This window comes from Mesorhizobium sp. CO1-1-7 (assembly GCF_020164885.1).
In the GTDB taxonomy this organism is placed as follows: Bacteria; Pseudomonadota; Alphaproteobacteria; order Rhizobiales; family Rhizobiaceae; genus Mesorhizobium; species Mesorhizobium australicum.
The window spans coordinates 145,739-163,699 of record NZ_JAIUHA010000010.1 but is presented as its reverse complement, the minus strand read 5'-3'; the positions used below and the strand labels follow the sequence as shown (position 1 = coordinate 163,699).

The 17,961-nt window shown below is 64.0% G+C and carries 18 protein-coding genes; 9 read left to right on the top strand and 9 right to left on the bottom strand.

Annotated elements, in window-relative coordinates; all coding sequences use genetic code 11:
* Positions 1-57: 57 nt before the first annotated feature.
* From LB516_RS22350 to LB516_RS22340, 3 genes are all read left to right on the top strand, one after another.
* Positions 58-282, top strand: a complete 225-nt coding sequence (locus LB516_RS22350; protein ID WP_041163323.1) for a hypothetical protein — start codon at positions 58-60, stop codon at positions 280-282.
* Between the two features lie 76 nt (positions 283-358).
* Entirely contained in the window at positions 359-1,144 is a 786-nt protein-coding gene (locus tag LB516_RS22345; protein ID WP_224720387.1) for a ThuA domain-containing protein, read from the top strand.
* On the top strand, positions 1,144-2,193 hold the full coding sequence (locus LB516_RS22340) for a Gfo/Idh/MocA family protein (RefSeq protein WP_140875156.1): 1,050 nt from the start codon (positions 1,144-1,146) through the stop codon (positions 2,191-2,193). The genes LB516_RS22345 and LB516_RS22340 overlap by 1 nt, the downstream gene beginning before the upstream one ends.
* A 49-nt stretch (positions 2,194-2,242) precedes the next feature.
* Here the strand turns inward: LB516_RS22340 and LB516_RS22335 are convergent, their stop codons facing one another.
* The 6 genes from LB516_RS22335 to LB516_RS22310 form a co-directional block, all read right to left on the bottom strand.
* On the bottom strand, positions 2,243-2,491 hold the full coding sequence (locus LB516_RS22335; RefSeq protein WP_140875158.1) for a DUF680 domain-containing protein: 249 nt from the start codon (positions 2,489-2,491) through the stop codon (positions 2,243-2,245).
* 185 nt (positions 2,492-2,676) lie between these two features.
* Entirely contained in the window at positions 2,677-3,321 is a 645-nt protein-coding gene (locus LB516_RS22330; protein ID WP_140618770.1) for a TetR/AcrR family transcriptional regulator, read from the bottom strand.
* A gap of 91 nt (positions 3,322-3,412) precedes the next feature.
* Positions 3,413-4,189, bottom strand: a complete 777-nt coding sequence (locus tag LB516_RS22325) for an SDR family NAD(P)-dependent oxidoreductase (protein WP_140618768.1) — start codon at positions 4,187-4,189, stop codon at positions 3,413-3,415.
* A gap of 3 nt (positions 4,190-4,192) precedes the next feature.
* Positions 4,193-5,227, bottom strand: a complete 1,035-nt coding sequence (locus LB516_RS22320; RefSeq protein ID WP_140721272.1) for a phosphotransferase — start codon at positions 5,225-5,227, stop codon at positions 4,193-4,195.
* Positions 5,224-5,709, bottom strand: coding sequence for a MaoC family dehydratase (locus LB516_RS22315; RefSeq protein ID WP_023770549.1), 486 nt, complete (start codon positions 5,707-5,709; stop codon positions 5,224-5,226). Before LB516_RS22315 ends, LB516_RS22320 begins: the two co-directional genes overlap by 4 nt.
* 39 nt (positions 5,710-5,748) lie before the next feature.
* Positions 5,749-6,564 (bottom strand): SDR family oxidoreductase, encoded by an 816-nt coding sequence (locus LB516_RS22310; protein ID WP_224720386.1) that lies wholly within the window; start codon positions 6,562-6,564, stop codon positions 5,749-5,751.
* A 113-nt stretch (positions 6,565-6,677) separates the two neighbouring features.
* Here LB516_RS22310 and LB516_RS22305 point away from each other — a divergent pair, with 113 nt between their 5' ends.
* From LB516_RS22305 to LB516_RS22280, 6 genes are all read left to right on the top strand, one after another.
* The gene (locus LB516_RS22305; RefSeq protein WP_224720385.1) at positions 6,678-7,919 is read left to right on the top strand and encodes an acyl-CoA dehydrogenase family protein; all 1,242 of its coding nucleotides are present in this window, start codon (positions 6,678-6,680) and stop codon (positions 7,917-7,919) included.
* 45 nt (positions 7,920-7,964) lie between these two features.
* On the top strand, positions 7,965-9,002 hold the full coding sequence (locus tag LB516_RS22300; protein WP_224720384.1) for a zinc-binding dehydrogenase: 1,038 nt from the start codon (positions 7,965-7,967) through the stop codon (positions 9,000-9,002).
* A 210-nt stretch (positions 9,003-9,212) separates the two neighbouring features.
* A complete protein-coding gene (locus tag LB516_RS22295; protein WP_224720383.1) occupies positions 9,213-10,379 on the top strand; it encodes a glycosyltransferase family 87 protein in 1,167 nt (388 codons plus the stop codon).
* Entirely contained in the window at positions 10,372-11,358 is a 987-nt protein-coding gene (locus LB516_RS22290) for a glycosyltransferase family 2 protein (protein ID WP_015315796.1), read from the top strand. Before LB516_RS22295 ends, LB516_RS22290 begins: the two co-directional genes overlap by 8 nt.
* Complete coding sequence (locus tag LB516_RS22285) at positions 11,355-12,173, top strand: ChbG/HpnK family deacetylase (RefSeq protein WP_224720382.1); 819 nt, start codon at positions 11,355-11,357, stop codon at positions 12,171-12,173. The genes LB516_RS22290 and LB516_RS22285 overlap by 4 nt, the downstream gene beginning before the upstream one ends.
* Complete coding sequence (locus LB516_RS22280) at positions 12,170-12,577, top strand: GtrA family protein (RefSeq protein ID WP_140661756.1); 408 nt, start codon at positions 12,170-12,172, stop codon at positions 12,575-12,577. The genes LB516_RS22285 and LB516_RS22280 overlap by 4 nt, the downstream gene beginning before the upstream one ends.
* 6 nt (positions 12,578-12,583) lie before the next feature.
* Here LB516_RS22280 and LB516_RS22275 read toward each other — a convergent pair whose 3' ends face one another.
* The 3 genes from LB516_RS22275 to LB516_RS22265 all read right to left on the bottom strand — a co-directional run bounded on the left by LB516_RS22275 (position 12,584) and on the right by LB516_RS22265 (position 17,899).
* Positions 12,584-15,715: an efflux RND transporter permease subunit gene (locus LB516_RS22275; RefSeq protein WP_224720381.1), complete on the bottom strand. Its 3,132-nt coding sequence runs from the start codon at positions 15,713-15,715 to the stop codon at positions 12,584-12,586.
* The gene (locus LB516_RS22270; protein ID WP_224720445.1) at positions 15,712-16,872 is read right to left on the bottom strand and encodes an efflux RND transporter periplasmic adaptor subunit; all 1,161 of its coding nucleotides are present in this window, start codon (positions 16,870-16,872) and stop codon (positions 15,712-15,714) included. Before LB516_RS22270 ends, LB516_RS22275 begins: the two co-directional genes overlap by 4 nt.
* A gap of 199 nt (positions 16,873-17,071) precedes the next feature.
* Entirely contained in the window at positions 17,072-17,899 is an 828-nt protein-coding gene (locus LB516_RS22265) for a MurR/RpiR family transcriptional regulator (RefSeq protein WP_224720380.1), read from the bottom strand.
* Positions 17,900-17,961 lie beyond the last annotated feature (62 nt).

The following is a 17,961-nucleotide window of genomic DNA, read 5'->3' as shown; positions in this document are numbered from 1 at the left end:
CCCGGAACGTTTGCCGCCCGCGTCCGTTGAGCGGCGACAGTCGAGGGAGAGATGCCGATGCCGTCGAAGTCCGCGCCGAAATCGCCGAAAACCGCGGCGGTCCGTTCGCTCGAACATGAGCGGCATTACGAGGCTGACGCCGAAGAGGAACTTGAGGAAGGCCTCGAGGACACGTTCCCGGCCAGCGATCCCGTGTCGATTACCGGGTCGTCCATTCCTGGAGCACCGGCGAAACCCGGCAAGGCCAAGACCGTCCCCGGCCGCAAGACCCGCAAACCCTGATTTCAGAATTTTTGGCTGACGGCCTCTTCCCAAGACCTCGGTGGATGCGATATTCAAAGCGCTTTGGAGAGGAAAAATGCCTGTTAGAGCCGTTGTCTGGGGTGAAAACGTCCATGAACAGACCAATGCCGCCGTGCGCGACCTCTATCCGCTGGGTATGCATGGCACCATTGCCGCCGCACTCAACCAGGACAAGGGCGTCGAAGCGACCACCGCCACCTTACAGGAACCCGAGCATGGCCTGAGCGAGACGCGCCTAGCCGCCACCGACGTGCTTTTATGGTGGGGCCATGCCGCCCACGGCGAGGTCAAGGACGAGATCGTCGAGCGCGTGCAGAAGCGGGTCTGGGAAGGCATGGGGTTGATCGTGCTCCATTCCGGCCACTACTCGAAGATCTTCAAGCGGCTGATGGGCACGCCCTGTTCGCTGAAATGGCGCGAGGCGGGCGAGCGCGAGCGTGTCTGGGCGATCAACCGCGGCCACCCGATCGCGCAAGGCATCGGCGAATGCCTGGAGATCGGCGAGACGGAAATGTATGGTGAGCCGTTCGCGGTGCCGGAGCCGCTGGAGACGGTATTTATCTCCTGGTACGAAGGCGGCGAGGTGTTCCGATCGGGGCTGACCTATCAGCGCGGGGCGGGAAAAATCTTCTACTTCTCGCCGGGCCATGAGACCTATCCGATCTATCACAATAAAGGCGTTCAGCAGGTGCTGCGCAACGCCGTGCATTGGGCGCATAACCCGGCCCCGGCCTGGTCCGGCATCACCAATGCGCCAAACGTGCCGACGGACAAGGCCAAGGAGAAGATCGTCCAGAAAGGCCTGCGCCTGCATGCGGACGGTGACAGGGGGCTGAGCTGATGCACCGCCTGCTCTTGCTCGGCACCGGTTGGATCGCGGCGCATCATATCGAGGAGTTCGGTCAGGTCCCGGGCTGCGCCATCGTCGCATGCGTCGACCACCTGCCGGGCCGCGCGGCGGCGTTCGCAGCCGCCAACAAAATAGGCACTTTCTTTGAAAGCCTCGATGCGGCGATCGCTTGGGGCGAGTTCGATGCCGCCATCAACGCCACGCCCGACCGGGTTCACAAGGCGACGACGCTGGCCCTGCTGGCCGCCGGGAAACATGTGTTCTGCGAAAAGCCGCTGGCGCCGAACCACGCCGATGCGCTTGCGATGAGCGATGCCGCCGAGGCGGCCGGGCTCGTCAACATGGTCAACCTGACCTATCGCAACACTCCGGTGATCCACGAGGCGCGGCGCATGGTGCAAGCCGGCGAGATCGGCGAGTTGCGCCATGTCGAGGCGAGCTACCGGCAGAGCTGGCTGGTCAGCAAGTTCTGGGGCGATTGGCGGATCGACGACAAATGGCTGTGGCGCCTGTCGGGCCGGCACGGTTCGACAGGTGTTTTGGGCGACGTCGGCATCCATATCCTCGACTTCGCGACCTATGGGGCGGCCGAGGATATCGTCAGCCTGCATGCCGATCTGGTGACGTTTCCGAAGGCGGAGGGCGACCGCATCGGCGACTATGTGCTAGACGTCAATGACAGCTTGGCGATAACGGCGCGGCTCGGTTCAGGCGCGCTGGCCACGATCATGGCCAGCCGCTACACGACAGGCCACGGCAATGATTTGTCGCTGGCCCTGCACGGTACCAAGGGCGCGATCAAGGTCGAGACCGACGGCAAGGTTTCGAAACTGTCCGCTTGCCTGGGTGACGACGTCGATCAGCACCGTTGGCGGACGCTGACGCCACCTGGCGTCAAGCACAACGCCCGGCGCTTTGTCGATGCGCTGGACACGGGACAGAACGGCGATCCGTCGTTCCGGCGGGCCGCCGACATGCAAAGGCTGATCGACGCGGCCTTCGAAAGTTCAGCGACCAAGCTGCCGGTCTCGATCGGCTGAAATCATCATCTGGCCGGCTGAGCCGGCCAGAACCGACTCTCCGAAAATCTCAGTAGGCGCTCGGCATGATCCATGGGTTCACCGTGATGCCGAGCCGGGGACCCTTGCCGTCGGTCGTGGCTTCCGTGGAGGCCTTCTTGCCGACCGAGCCGGTCGAAGCGCAATCGAGCTTCACATTGGTCTTGGTGTCGACGCAGGTCGCGGCGGGAACGTGCTTGACCGCGTGGGTGGCGTCGGCGGCAAAGGCGGAGCCCGAAAGTGCCAGCACGGCGGCGAGGGTGAGGAGTGTCTTTTTCATGGTCTGTCTCCGGTTTCGGCGGGTGAATTCTTTTCCGTACATGTACGCTTGTTCGTACAAATACGTCCGTCGATCGCGAAGTTCAAGAGAAAATCGTACGCGTACGGTAGTTTTTTGTTAACCAAGAAACTCGCCGCGGCGGGCTCGGGGCTATGCGGAATCTGGGAGAACAAAGGATATAGCGCTCAGCAGTTGACCGGTGTCTCGGTCAGTGGCGGCACATATTGCGTGCTGAGCGTGGCAAGGGTGAAGTCGCACATCCGCTTCACGAAAGCCTGCGGGTCGCCGAACGGGTAGAAGGGGAAGGTGATCAAAAGCGAGATCGTGCCATGGCCGACGGCCCACAATATGGTGGCGATGGCGCGTGGATCGCCATGCAATTTGCCGGCGGCGACACAGGCCTCGACCCTGCTGATCAGCGCCTTCATTGCGGGGTTGCTTTCCTCCATGTCCTCGTAGCTCCTGCCTTCCGGCAGCTTGGTCTTTTCGGTCATGAAGACGGTGCGGTATTCGTTGGGGTTGCCGAGCCCGAAGGCGGCATATTCGGTCATGACCGCCTGCAAGGCCTCGATCGGATCGTCGGACGGGTGCTCCTCGATGCGTCGGGCGAGCGTTTCGAACGCGTCCTCGGCCAGGGCGAACAGGATGTCCTGCTTGTCGGCGAAGTAGGAATAGACCGACATCGGCGCATAGCCGACCCGCTTGGCCAGCTTGCGGATGGTCAAGCCTTCATAGCCTTCTTCCTGGACGAGCTTGTGCGCGGCCGCGACAAGCTCCGAGCGCAGTTCGGCCTTTTGTTTCTCGCGGCGTTTCTGGACGCTCAGCGGCAAGTCCGTTGCCCTTGTCTGGTTGGTGCCTGGCTAAATTATATACGCTGTACGGAAACGGACAAGGGCGCCGCGGGTTCCCATGCGGCAGGCGTCAGATCGCGCCGACACCGCCATCGATGGCCAGCGCATGGCCGGTCATGAAGGAATTGGCTGGGTCGGCGGCAAACAGGATGGCCGTGGTGATCTCGTCGACTTCCGCCACGCGCTTCATCGGTATGCCACGGGTCAGCTCGGCCAACGCCTCTGCCTCCGGAATGCCGGAGACGCTCACGAAACCGTCTATCATGCCCGTTCTGGTGTGGGCGGGGCAGATGGCATTGATGCGCAGACCCTTGCTGGCATATTCGACCGCCGCCGACCGGGTCAGGCCGATCACGCCATGCTTGGCGGCTGCATAGACCGAAAGCTTCGGCGCGCCCGAAAGGCCGGCGGCCGAGGCAATGTTGACGATGGCGCCGCCCTTGCCGGTCGCCTTGAACTGCCGCTCCATTTGCGGGATCTGGTGCTTCATGGCGTAGAAGACGCCGAGCAGGTCGATCTCGAGCACCCGGCGGGCTTCGTCCGATGGAACCTGCGGCAGGCGCACGAAACTCTGAACGATGCCGGCATTGTTGACGGCGACATCCAGGCGGCCAAATTTTTCCAAGGCCAGCGCCACCAGCGCTTCCGACAGTGCCTCCTCGGCAATGTTGCCTGCCAGCATCGCGGTCCCGGTATCGAGCGTCTCGGCGAAACTCATCAGGGCCGTTTCATCCAGGTCCGAGAGAACCAGCCGGGCGCCTTCGGCGGCAAAGCCCTTGGCGGCGCCACGGCCGAGGCCGCCGGCCGCGCCCGTGATCAGCACCGTGGTTCCATCAAAGCGGCCCATTGCTTAGTCTTCCTTGTCGATCAGCTCGGCGGCGAGGTGCGACAGCAGCTTCACCGCCTCGCCATAGGTCCTGGCTTTTTCCGGATTGGAAGCATTGCCGTCCAGCGCCCGCTTGTAGACACCCTGGCAGATTGCCGCCAGGCGGAAGAAGGAGAAGGCGAGGAAGAACGTCCAGTTGCCGATGCCGGCGAGGCCGCGCCGCCGGCAATAGGCAGCGACATAGTCTTCTTCCAAGGGCAGGCCGAGGGCCGGGCGATCGATGCCGCCAAGGCCGCGAAAGCCGGAGGCATGCGGCAGGCGCCATTGCATGCATTGATAGGCGATGTCGGCGAAGGGGTGGCCCGATGTCGACAATTCCCAATCGAGCACCGCCAGTACCCTCGGCTGGTCGGGCGCAAAGATCAGATTGTCCAGCCGATAGTCGCCATGCACCAGCGATATCAGGCCGTCATCGACCGGCAGGTGGGTTTCCAGCCAGGCGATCAGCCGGTCCATGTCGGCAATGATACCGGTTTCGGAAGCACGGTACTGGCCGGTCCAGCGTGCCAGCTGCCGCTCGAAGTAATTGCCGGGGCGTCCGAAATCGCCAAGACCCACGGCCTCGACATCGACATCGTGCAGGGCGGCGAGCGTGGCGTTCATGGCGTCGTAGATCGCGGCGCGTTCCTCGTTGCCGTGCGTCTCCGGCAGTGCCGGATCCCAGAAGATGCGGCCGTCGAGGAAATCCATGACGTAAAACATGCGGCCGATGGGCGAATCCTCGGTCGACAGGTGCAGCATTTCGGGCACTGGTACGGCGGTGCCGGAAAGCGCCTTCATCACACGGAATTCGCGGTCTACCTGGTGAGCCGATTTCAGGAGTTGGCCTGGCGGCTTGGCGCGCAGCACGTAACGGCCGCTTGCCGCCGTCAGGAGATAGGTCGGGTTGGATTGGCCGGATTTGAATTTTTCGATGGCCGCGAGTCCGGAAAAACCCGGGATATGCGCGTCGAGGTAAGGCGCGAGCGTCGCCTGGTCGAGCGCGTTGGCGTCGTTCATGCTGTCTCGGGCTGGCGTTCAAGCAAGGTCAGCGTCAGCCAACGGGCGGTGAGCGCCGGTTTTTTGGAGCCTTCGATCTCGATGGTCACGTCGTGCGCCGTCTGCACCCAGCCCGACGGCCTGACCTTGACGTCGGCTAGCACGAAACGGGTGCGGATGCGCGCGCCGGTCTTCACCGGGGCGAGAAAGCGCAGCGAATCGAAACCGTGATTGACGCCCATCTTGCCGTTTTCCAGCGGCGGCATGGTCTCGAACGTCATCGCCGACAGCAGCGACAGCGACAAGAAACCATGCGCGATGGTGCCGCCGAACGGCGTTTCGCGCTTGGCCCGCTCCGGATCGCAGTGGATGAACTGGTGGTCGTCGGTGGCGTCGGCGAACTGGTCGATCATGCGTTGCGTGACCACCCGCCAGGGCGAAACGCCGACCTCCTTGCCGACACTGGCCAGAAGCACATCGAGACTGATTGGTTCCACGCTCATGTCCTCCAGTTCACCTCCGGCTTCTGCGGCCGGAAAATGTCATTCCTTGAACAAGGTCAACCCATGCTGCACCGACTGCCCGCCGTCGATCGGAAGGATGGCGCCGGTGACATAGCTGCCTGCACGGCTGCACAAATAGAGCGTTGCGCCGGCAATGTCATCCGGTGTGCCGATGCGGCCGATCGGGACATGGCCGCCGACATGCCTGGCCTGCTCGTCCGTGCCGGTGGCAAATGCGGTCATACGGCTCTGGAAGGGACCGGGGGCAAAGGCGTTGACGGTGATGCGGCGGCCGGCGAATTCGAGCGCCAGCGTGCGTGTCAGGTGATGAACGGCCGCCTTGGACGCGGTGTAGGAATAGGCGTCGTCGGCCAGCGGCTGCGTTCCCATCACCGAGCCCAGATTGATCACGCGGGCAGGATCTTCGTCGCTGGCGGCGGCATCGAGCAGCGGCAGCAATTCGCGCGTCAGATGGAAGACCGCGGTGACATTGACGCCGAACACCTTGGCCCATGCCGAATAAGGGAAGCTCTCCAGCGGCGCGCCCCAGGACACGCCGGCATTGTTGATGAGGATATCGAGTTTGCCGGTGCGGGCCTTGACCTCGCCGACCAAGGCGGCAATGCCGGCCTCGCTGGAGACGTCGCCGGCAAAGCCTTCCGCTTGGCCCGGAGCGCCAAGCCCGTTCAACTCACTGGCCACCTTGACGCAGTCCTCGCCCTTGCGCGAGGCGATCATTACGCTGGCGCCGGCCTTGATCAGCGCGGTCGCCGCCATGCGGCCGATGCCGGTCGCGGCTCCCGTCACCAGCGCGGTCTTGCCGGTGACCGAAAACAGCTCGTCCAGATAGCTCATGACAATCCTCCGCACGGCCTGCGGGCAAACAGTTCGCGTTGACAAGGCTATCCGAAGTACGGTCATCCTTGCCACTGACAAAATGCCCGGCCTGCATGAAGGGTTAGCGACCGATGACGGAGATGAATCTCGGCATGACCGAGCGGTTGAAGCCGATCCACGCCCGCGTCGCGGCCATGGTGCGCGACGAGATCATGCCGCTCGACAAGGAATTCCTGAGCGAGGTCGGCAAGGCCGGCGACCGTTGGGTCTACAGCAAGCGCCAGGGGGAGATCCTTGAGGGGCTGAAGAAGACCGCACGGGAGCGCGGCCTGTGGAACTTCTGGCTGACCGGCTCGGAGCGCGGCTACGGCCTGTCCACCGTCGAATACGCCTATTTGGCCGAGGAGATGGGCAAGGCCCATCTGGGCGCCGAAACCTTCAACTGCTCGGCACCCGACACCGGCAACATGGAGGTTCTGGAACGCTACGGCTCGGCCGAGCACAAGCGGGAATGGCTCGAGCCGCTGCTGGGCGGAAAGATCCGCTCGGCCTATCTCATGACGGAGCCGGACGTCGCCTCCTCCGACGCCACCAACATTTCCATGCGCTGCGAGCGGCAGGGCGGCGACTATCTGCTCAATGGCGAGAAATGGTGGGCGTCGGGTGCCGGTGACCCGCGCTGCGCCATTTACATCGTCATGGTGCGGACCGCCGGCGATGAAGAGCCACAGCACCGCCGCCATTCGATGATCCTGGTTCCCTCGGGCGCGAAGGGCGTAACCAAGGTCCGGGCGATGCAGGTCTATGGCGACGATGACGCGCCGCATGGCCACATGCATCTTCGCTTCGACAATGTGCGGATATCGACGTCGAACCTGATCCTCGGCGAGGGCAGGGGCTTCGAAATCGCGCAAGGCCGGCTCGGCCCCGGCCGCATCCATCACTGCATGCGCGCCATCGGCCAGGCCGAGATGGCGCTGGAGATGCTGTGCCAGCGTTCCCTACGCCGCGAGGCCTTCGGCCAGAAGCTGGCGAAACTCGGCGCCAATCTCGACATCATCGCCGAATGCCGCATGGAGATCGAGATGGCCCGGCTGCTCTGCCTCAAGGCGGCATGGATGATCGATCAGGGCGACGCGCGGGCCGCGGCCCCCTGGATCAGCCAGATCAAGGTCATCGCGCCGCGTGTGGCGCTCAAGGTCACCGACGAGGCGGTGCAGATGTTCGGTGCGCAAGGCATCAGCCAGGATACGCCTCTCGCCCGCTCGTGGACGCATCTCAGGACGCTGCGCCTCGCCGACGGGCCCGATGCAGTGCATCGGCGGCAGGTGGCGCGCATGGAGCTGAAGAAATACACGCAGGAAAAGGTCTGAGCGCTGCCCGGCAGCGTTGCCGCCGACAAACAAGGAATACCGTCAATGACGATCCCCTCCGAAATGAAGGCGCTGCTCTTGGTCGGTGACGGCTATACGAGGACGCCGAGCGGCAGTGCGCTCGAGGCGATGGAGCCGTATCTCGAGCCGGGCAGCATCCCTGTGCCTGCTCCCGGACCTGGCCAAGTGCTGATCAAGGTCAGCCTCGCTTCGATCAATCCATCGGATGTCGCCTTCATCAAGGGCCAGTACGGCCAGCCGCGCGTTATGGGCCGTCCGGCCGGCTTCGAGGGTGTCGGCACGGTCGTCGCGGGCAGCGAGGAGCCCTATCCCAAGAGCCTTGTCGGCAAGCGCGTCGCTTTCGCCACCGGTCTGAGCAATTGGGGCTCGTGGGCTGAATATGCCGTCGCCGAGGCGGCGGCCTGCATTCCGCTTCTCGATACGGTTCGAGACGAGAATGGCGCTGCGATGATCGTCAATCCGCTGACCGCGATCGCCATGTTCGACATCGTCAAGCAGGAAGGCGAAAAGGCCTTCGTCATGACCGCCGGTGCGAGCCAGCTCTGCAAGCTGATCATCGGGCTGGCGAGGGAGGAAGGGTTTCGGCCTGTTGTCACGGTGCGCCGTGACGAGCAGATCGCGTTGCTGAAACAACTTGGAGCGGCGCATGTCCTCAACGAGAAGGTGCCTGATTTCGAGGCCACGCTGCGCGAGGTGATGAAGGCCGAACAGCCGCGCATCTTCCTCGATGCCGTCACCGGGCCGCTGGCGTCAGCCATCTTCAACGCGATGCCAAAAAGGGCGCGCTGGATCATCTACGGCCGGCTTGATCCCGAGGCAACGATCATCCGCGAGCCTGGCCAGCTGATCTTCCAGCACAAGCACATCGAAGGCTTCTGGCTGAGCGAGTGGATGCGGCAATCCAGGGATCGGCGAGGTCCGGCGGTCCTCGAGGCACAGAAGCGTTTTTCCGACGGACGCTGGTCGACCGACGTGACGGCGGTCATTCCGCTGGCCGAGGCAATGGCGCGAATGCCGGCGGAACTGGCCAAGCCCAACGGCAAGGTGTTCATCCGGCCCTGATGCCGTCTTATGCGGCGCCGGAAGGGCGATCGCAGGCTTTCTGGACGCTTTTTCCAGTTCGGTCGACCATCCTTGACAATCCCCGAAATTGATCGCCGCGTCTTTCGGCCCCTATGCCTCGTCGCTTTGTCCGTGATATGTCGCCGCCATCGAATGCCGGGACGGCGCCAAGGCTGAGGCGTCTTCCCCAATGGCGTGCGGGGTGAATTGATGACGATTTCCAAGCCGGTTTTCGATCGTTTGGGGCTGGGCATGTGGATCGGGGCATTCCTGATCGTTCTCGGCCTGGTGCTATGGTCGCCCGGCACGCGCACGGTGACGCAGGCCTATGGATATGGCAGCGAAGCGTTCCTGACCGGGCGGCCGCTGTACAATCTTCAATCCGAGATGGGGTACCTGTATGCGCCAGCCTTCGCCGCGCTTTACCTGCCGGTGCTGAAGCTCGGACCCTATCTGGGCGGCGTGGTGTGGCATGTGGTGGGCTTCGCAGCGCTCACCTTCGCGGCGATGCGGCAAGTGCGCAAAATCGGCGGTGAGGAATTGCCATGGCTGCTTTCCTTCGGCCTCTTCCTTGCACTGCCGATGGCGCTGGGTGCCATCCGCAACGGCCAGGCGACGATCCTTTTGACCGCGGCCTGCTGGCTCCTGACCCTGTCGGCGCTCGAAGGGCGGCGCGCCGAGACCTTCTTCTGGGCTTCGGTCGCCATCATCGCCAAACCGACCGCGATCATCATGCTTTTGCTGGTGGGAGCCCTGCGCCTGCGGCTGATACCCGTGCTCGTGCTGGCAGTGCTGTTGGTACTGGCCATACCGTACGCGTTCGCGCCTGCCGGCTACCTCAACCAGCAGTACGGTGATTTCGCCCGCATGTTGACCTCCATGGCCGTCGACAAGTCCGGCCACTTTGTCCCTACCGACTTCACGGCGCCTTTCACCTCGGCCGGGCTGCCCATGCCTGAGTTCGCCGCCACGATCGTGCGCATCGTCGGGGCATTGCTTACGCTGTCGACCGTCCTCTGGTTCGACCGCAAGCTCCAGCCTGGAATAGGCGGACTGGCGATCTTCCTGGCGGCTGCCTTCTACATGTGCGTCTTCAATCCGCGTGTCGAGCCAAATACCTATGCCATGATCGCCGTGCCCGCCGGCCTCGCTATCGCCACACTATGGCGGGAGGAGCGTGGCGGCGTCCTGGCCTCGGTGCTGTCGACGGTATTGTTCCTCACAGGTTTGACCAGCGTCGAGCGCCACATGCATGATTTCTTCTATCCTTGGTTCCGGCCGATCGCGGTCACCTTCATCGCCTGTTCGCTGATCTGGTGGTTCTGGGCCAAGGCGCGCGAAAAGATCGTGAGCGTCGGACCCGTTGCACATGGCTGATCCGCGTCAAAAACTCGACATCGTGGCGCCCTTCTTCAACGAGGCGCAATCGGCGCCGGCCTTTGCCGCCCTGCTCGACAGGCTCGAGGAAGCGGTATCAAGCCGTTTCGGCATGGCCGTCCACAAGATCCTGGTCGACGACGGCAGCCTCGACGATGGCGCCAGGCGATTTTCGCAAGCCCTGTCGGGATCGTGGGAGATCGTTCGCCTCAGCCGCAATTTCGGCAAGGAGGTCGCGGTGCTCGCCGGCCTCGACCAGTCGCGGGGCGACATGGTGCTGATCATGGATTCGGATCTGCAGCATTCCATGGATATCAGCTTGAAGATGATCGCCGAGCTGGTGGAAAGCCCAGACATCGACGTCGTATACGCGCAGAACGACCGCCGCGAGGCGAGCTGGCGGCGCAGCCAGCTGGCGCGACTTTTCTACAGCCTGATCAACAGCAGCCAGCGTTTCGACATTCCGGAGAACGCCGGTGATTTCCGCGTCATGCGCGGTCCCGTGGTGCGCGCGCTGACCAGCCTGCGCGACAAGCGGCGCTTCAACAAGGGCCTGTTCGCCTGGGCCGGTTTCCGTCAGAAAGCCATATCCTATTCGCCGGAAAACCGCGCCATCGGCACGTCGAAATGGAGCCGGCTCAACCTGATCGCCTTTTCGCTGGAAGGGTTTACATCGTTTTCCGTCATTCCGCTGCGCATCATCAGCTTGAGCGGGATGCTGGCGGCGCTGGCGGGCGTCGTTTACGGCGCCAAAGTGTTCTTCGAGGTGATGTTCTACGGCGTTGCCGTGCCTGGTTACCCCAGCCTGATGGTCGCCGTCGTGCTGCTCGGCGGTCTCAACCTCACCTTGCTCGGCCTGATCGGCGAATATGTCTGGGTCACGCTGTCGGAGAGCAAGGACCGGCCGGTCTATCTGGTGCGCGATGTGGTGCTCAGCGAGACCGCTCACGACAAGCCGCCGGGCGCGTCCCGCGGATGACGCGGCGCATTCGCCTGATCGCCGATGACTACGGGCTGGCACCAGGGGTTTGCGCCGGCATTCTCGACCTGCTCGACCGCGGACGCCTGACCGGCACCAGCTGCATGACCGGTTTTCCGGAATGGGCCGAGGCGGCGGCGCGCATAAAGCCGCTGCGCGGCCGCGCGGCGATCGGGCTGCACCTGACCCTTACGGACCAGCCAGCGGTCACAGGCAAATCGAGCCTGGCGCCCGGGGGCCGGTTGCCGCCGCTTCGTTCGCTCGCCCTGCCGGTCCTGCGCGGGCGAGTCGACGAGCGCGACGTCCATGCCGAACTCGACGCGCAATATAGCCGTTTCGTCGAGGCGCTGGGCCGCAAGCCCGACTTCATCGACGGTCATCAGCACGTGCATTTCCTGCCTGTCGTGCGCGGCTGGCTGCGGACACGTTTTCCCGACACTGCCGGCAGGCCGGTGTTGCGCGGCGCTCCGGCGCTGAGCGATGCCGCCGCCGCACCGAAAATCGCGGCAATCGCTGCCGTGGCCGCCGGCTTCAACCAATCGATGCAGCGCGCCGGCTTTGCCGTTTTGAAGCCGCTCGCCGGCATCTATGACTGGCGGCAACCCGAAAAGTTCGCCCCCCTGCTGGAGGCTGCCGTCGAGGCGCTGTCGGACCGTGGGCTGTTCATGTGCCACCCCGGCCATGTCGACCAAACGCTCTGCGCGCGTGACCCGATGCAAGGCGTGCGCGAAGTGGAATTCGGCGTTCTGGCTTCGGATGCGTTCGGCGCGAGCCTGGCCCGAGCCGGTGTCGAGATATTGGACGGCAGGGAATGAATGGCGTTCAGCCACGGCGTTCGACCGGCAGTAAGATCGTCCGTTTTGCGCTGGTCGGACTGGCAAATACGGCCATCGACCTTGCCGGTTTTTTCCTGCTGCTCAAGCTGCACGCCCCGCCGCTGTCCGCCAATGTCATCTCGTGGTCGATTGCCGTCGTCTTCTCTTTCGTGGCGAATGGCTTCTGGTCGTTCGAACGCAATCACGCCATTCGGCTGCATGATGCCTTCCTGCGCTTCGTCTCGGCTGGGGCGTTGATTTCGCTCGGCGTGTCCAGCCTGTCGATCGCACTCTTCGCCGGCATCGGCGGTGTGTGGCCGGCAAAGATCGGCGGGGTCATCGTGGCGGCCGTGCTGAACTTCCTTGCCGCGCGTTGGTCGATCGAGGGCCGGCTGCTGAAATAGGTATCTCTATTCCGCCGGTTCCACGTTGGTGTAGGCGGCTTCCTCGAGTTCGCGCTTCAGCCGTGCTTCCTCATGGGTCTTCGGCGTGACGAAGCGGCCAAGCAGGAGATAAGCGACCGGGGTCAGGAACAGTGTCGAGATGGTGGCCAGGCCAAGCCCGCCGACAATGACCCAGCCGAGCGCCACGCGTGCCTCGGCGCCCGCGCCGGCGGCCAGCACGAGCGGCACACCGCCAAGTATGGTGCAGATCATCGTCATCATCACCGGCCGCAGGCGGATGGTGGAAGCCTGCTCGATCGCTTCGCGCACGCCCAGGCCCCGATCTCGTAGCTGGTTGGCGAATTCGACGATCAGGATGCCGTTCTTGGCCATGACGCCGACCAGCAGCACCAGGCCGATCTGGCTGTAGGCGTTGAGGCTGGTGCCTGAAAGCAGCAGCGCGAAAATGGCGCAGGCAAGGCCGAGCGGCACCGTCGCCATGATGATGACGGCGCTGACGAAACTCTCGAACTGGGCGGCCAGCACCAGGAGGATGATGACCAGGGCGAAGCCGAAGATGGTGACCATGGCGCTGTTGGTTTCACCCAAAGTCGCAGCCTCGGCCAGGGGCAGGATGCGGCTTCCAGGCGGCAGGAGCGGCGTGGCGATCTGCTCGGCGCGTGTCAGCGCATCGCCAAGCGCGAAATTGCCTGAGAGGTTGGAGGTGATCGCCACCGATGGCTGCTGCTGTTCGCGCGACAGCGACGGCGGCACGGCGCGCTCGGTCAGCGTGGCGATGGTCGACATCGGCACGAAGCGGCCATCCGCCGTCTTGAGAAAGACATTTTCCAGGTCGGTCGGGTCGTTGATCGGATTGGTGGTCGAGACCAGCTCTACGCCGTAGCTGCGGTCGGCGATGTAGACATCGACGACGTCGTTGCCGTCGAGCATGGCTTGCATGGTGTTGGCGAGCCCCGTGATGTCGATGCCGAGATCGGAGGCGCGCTCACGGTCGATGGCCACGGCCAGTTGCGGCTGCGTCGGGTCGATCGACAGGCGCGGCGTCTGAAAGCGCTCATCCTTCTGCATTTCGGCGATGATCTTGATCGCTGCATCGCCAAGCGCCTTCCGGTCGTTGCCAACCAGAGCGAATTGCAGGCCGTTGCCGGCGCCGCGGATGCCGAGACTGTTGGGTTGGACCGGGAAGATCCGCACGCTGGGCACCTGCCTGGTCAACTGACTGATCTCGGCCATGATCTCCTGCTGGCTGCGGCTGCGCTCGTCCCACGGCGCCAGCGTCATCACCATGAAGCCCGAATTGTAAGAGCCGTTCTGGCCGGCGTTTTCGAAGGTCGAGCGGATCTCGCCGGAATCGCGCATCGGCTGGATCAGCCGCTCGATCTTCTGCATCTGCTGCGTCGTGTAGTCGAGGCTGACGCCTTGCGGGGCGTTGATACGCAACAGCACGGCGGCGCGGTCCTCGGTCGGCGTCAGTTCCTGGCGGATGGTGCCGAACAGCGCGAAGGCGACGCCGGCAAACAGCACCGCGACCAGAACCACGATCCAGGGCGCGTCGAGGCAAGCGTGCAGCGCGCGCTTGTAGCCGGCATTCAAGACGCCGCCGATGCGAGCGCCGACGCCTTGGCCGCCTTCGTGGTGAAGCGGCGCGCTGGTCAGCATGCGCGAGGCAAGCATCGGGCAAAGCGTCAGCGCGACCACGCAGGACAGAAGCACCGACATCGCAAGCACGAAGCCGAATTCGCGGAACAGGCCGCCGGTCTGGCCGGGCAGGAACGAGATCGGCACGAAGACGGCGACAAGCGTCAGTGTCGTGGCGACGACGGCGAAGAACACTTCCTGCGCGCCGAGCACGGCCGCCGCACGCGGCCCCATGCCTTCGTTGCGCCGTCGCACGATGTTTTCCAAGACGACAATTGCGTCGTCGACGACAAGGCCCGTCGCCAGCACCAAAGCGAGCAGCGTCAGGATGTTGACCGAGAAGCCGGCTAGATAGATGGCGGCGATGGTGCCGATCATGGCGACCGGCATCGACAGGCCGGGGATGAGCGTGGCGCGCCAGTCGAGCAGGAAGATGTAGATGACGATCAGCACCATGGTGACCGACAGGCCAAGCGCGATCTCGACCTCGTGCACCGCACCCTTGACGAAGACAGCGTCGTCGCTGGTGATCTTGATCGACATGCCCTTGGGCAGATTCTCCTGCAGCTTGGCGACGGCGGCCTGGACACCCGTCGAAATGTCCAGCGTGTTCGATTCCGCCTGGCGGATAATGCCGAGGCCGATTCCGGTCTTGCCGTCCGAACGCAGCGTCGTCTGGCCAACATCGGGGCCGAGCGTGACGGTCGCGACATCGCGGATGCGCGTCGTGCCGCCGATGATGATGTTTTCGAATTCCGCGGGCGTCGTCACGTCGGCCGTGGTGCGGACGATCAGGTCCTGGTTGGTCGTTGTGATCGACCCGGCCGGGGAATCGAAGGCGACGGAGGCAAGCGCCGCCCGGAGGTCGGCGACCGTGAAGCCGAGGCTGGCGAGCTTGTTCTGGTCGACATCGATGCGAAAGATCTTGTCGCGGTCGCCATAGACCTGGACGTCGGCGACGCCGGGCACGGCGGCCAGTTCGTCCTCGATCTGGTCCTGGACCACCACCGTCATGTCCTGGATCGACATGGTGTCCGAAGTCACCGCCAGCCGCATCACCGCGTCGGAATTGGCATCGGCCTTGACGATGCGCGGCGGATCGGCGGTATCGGGCATCTGGTTGGCGACCCGGCCGACGGCATCACGCACATCCGAGGCGGCGACATTGAGATCGACACCGTCGTTGAACTCGATGGTGACGCGGCTCGAGCCGAAGGAGGAGGAAGACGAGATCGATTTGACGCCGGAGACGCGAGCGACGGCGCCCTCGATCGTGTCGGTCAGTTCGCGGTCGACGGTTTCGGCGGCCGCGCCTTCGAAGGTCGTGGAGACCGTGACGACGGCGCGGTCGACGTCGGGCAATTCGCGGATTTCGACACCGTAGAAGGCAGCGAGGCCGGCAACGGCTATAAGGGTGTTCAGCACGAACGCCATGACCGGCCTGCGGATGAACAGTGCGGTGAAGCCGGTATCGCTGGCGGCGTTGACGGAGCCGGTCATGAGCCTTCCGCGGCGTTGGCGGCGCGCTGCTCCTGGCCCGCGATGCGAACCTCGCCGCCTTCGCTGACACTTTGGGTGCCTTCGGTGACCACCATGTCGCCGCTGTCGATCTCCGCGTCGATCAATACGGTCTCGGTGTTGCGCTGGATGATGCGCACCGGCACGCGCCTGGCCTTGCCGTCCTCGACCTGCCAGACATAGGCGCCGTCCGAACCCCACAGGATCGCCAGCGGGCTGACGGCCGGATAGGTCTCGCCGGGGAATTTCATGGTGATGGAGAACGACATGCCGGCGCGCAGCGAATCGGCCGGATTGGCGATGGTGGCCTTGACCAGAAGCGTGCGGCTCTTTTCGTCGATATGATTGTCGATCGCCGAAACCGTGCCGGTGTACGCGTTGCTCGGATTGGCGATCGGCGTCGCCGTCAATCGCGCGCCGACCTTGACGGCGGCGGCGAAGCGCTCGGGCACCTGGAAATCGACCAGGATAGAGGACCGGTCGTCAAGCGTGGCGATCGCCGACTGGTTGGTGACGTAATTGCCGGCCGAGATCGGCAGGATGCCGACCGTGCCGGTGATCGGCGCCAGGATCGAGCGGCGCTGCAGTGCAAGCTCGGCATCCTGAAGCGCCAGCTTGGCGCCGGCCAGAACCACTTCGGCATCGGCGACCGCGACCGGTGTCGCCGCGTTGGAGGCACGCAGCGACTTGACGCGGTCGAGCTTGGACTGAGCATCCTGCAAGGCGAGCTTGGCGCGGTCCTGTGCGATGATCTCCGTCTCGGAATCGAGGGTTGCGATGATCCGTCCCTTGTCGACATGAGTGCCGGATTCGACCAGCAACTCGGCAAGGCGACCGGAACTGTAGGGATTGACGGTTACCGAGGCGTTGGCGCGGCCGGTGCCGATCGCCTGCAGGCGGTCGTTTATGGTGGCCGTACCGGCAGGCAAGGCGACGACGTTGACCTGCCGGAGTCCATTGCGATTGCCAGCCTGTTTCGCGCCGTCCGCACCGCTTCCGGCGGGAGGCGTTGCCGCGTAGGCCCAATCCATCCCCCAGCGCGCCAGCACTTCCGGCGCGCCTGGATAGAAGCGCGCCCAGGCGGCCGCGGCGGCGACCGCGATCACAAGCGCAACGACAATTTGCTTCCAGGTCCGCATCGACACTCCGGTTTCAGGAATCGTCAGCCATTCCCGAAGGAACGGCACAGCGACGATGCGGGCGGGCGACAAAAATCCGGCCACGCCACACCCCGATATCAGCGGTTTATGGCAATTATCACGCAATCGTGCACATTAAATCTCGGTAACGTGAACCGAGACGGCCGCGAAGCCGATGCAATGATCCGGAGGATTCTGCTTATCGCAGGCCTTCCATCTCGCGGATGCGCCGGGCGCCGTCGGCCTCGAGTCGCCTGGTGACGGCGCCGATCAGCGTTTCGGCGACGACGAAAAGCGCCGCCGAGGAATCCCATGCGGAAGGCACGGCGGTTCGTCCGGCGATGACATGGCGAGCAAAGCGGGCGATCGGCGACAGCCACTGGTCGGTGAACAGTACGATCTGAACGCCGCGCTGATGCGCCTTCTCGGCGAATCGGACGAGGCTGTCCTGGTAGCGCCTGATGTCGAAGATCACCAGCACGTCGCGCTTGCCCATGTCGATCAGCCGGTCACGCCACATGCTCTCCTGGCCGGCGAGGTGAAAGACATCGGGCTGGATGACGGCGAGATGGGCGGCCATGTAGCGCGCCAGGGGGTCGGTAAAGCGGCCGCCGATCAGGAATGTCTTGCCACGCCGCTCGGCCAGCCTGGTGGCAATGTCGGCAAGCTGCTTGTCGGACAGGTGCCTGAAGGTCTCGCGCATATTGTCGAGCGTTGCTTCCAGCATGGGCGACACCGTGCCGCCACTAAGCGAGGGCGGGTTGAGCGTTCGTATCGCCGGCGATTGCAATTGCGCCGCCAGTTCATCCTGCAGGCTCGACTGGAACTCGGGGTAATTCTGGAAGCCCAGCCGGGCGACGAAACGCAGGATCGTCGGCGAGGAGACGCCGGCCGCGGATGAGAATTCGGCGACTGTCTTGAGGCCGATCATCGGATAGCTCGCGATCAGCGTCTGCGCTGCGCGCCGTTCGCCGGCGGGCATCGCGCCGATACGGTCGGCAATCAATTCGGCAATGTTGGAAATCATCTTTTCCCCACCCTTGGCCCGCCGACCGTCTTTTCCCCAGATCGCATTTGACAAAGCCAAAC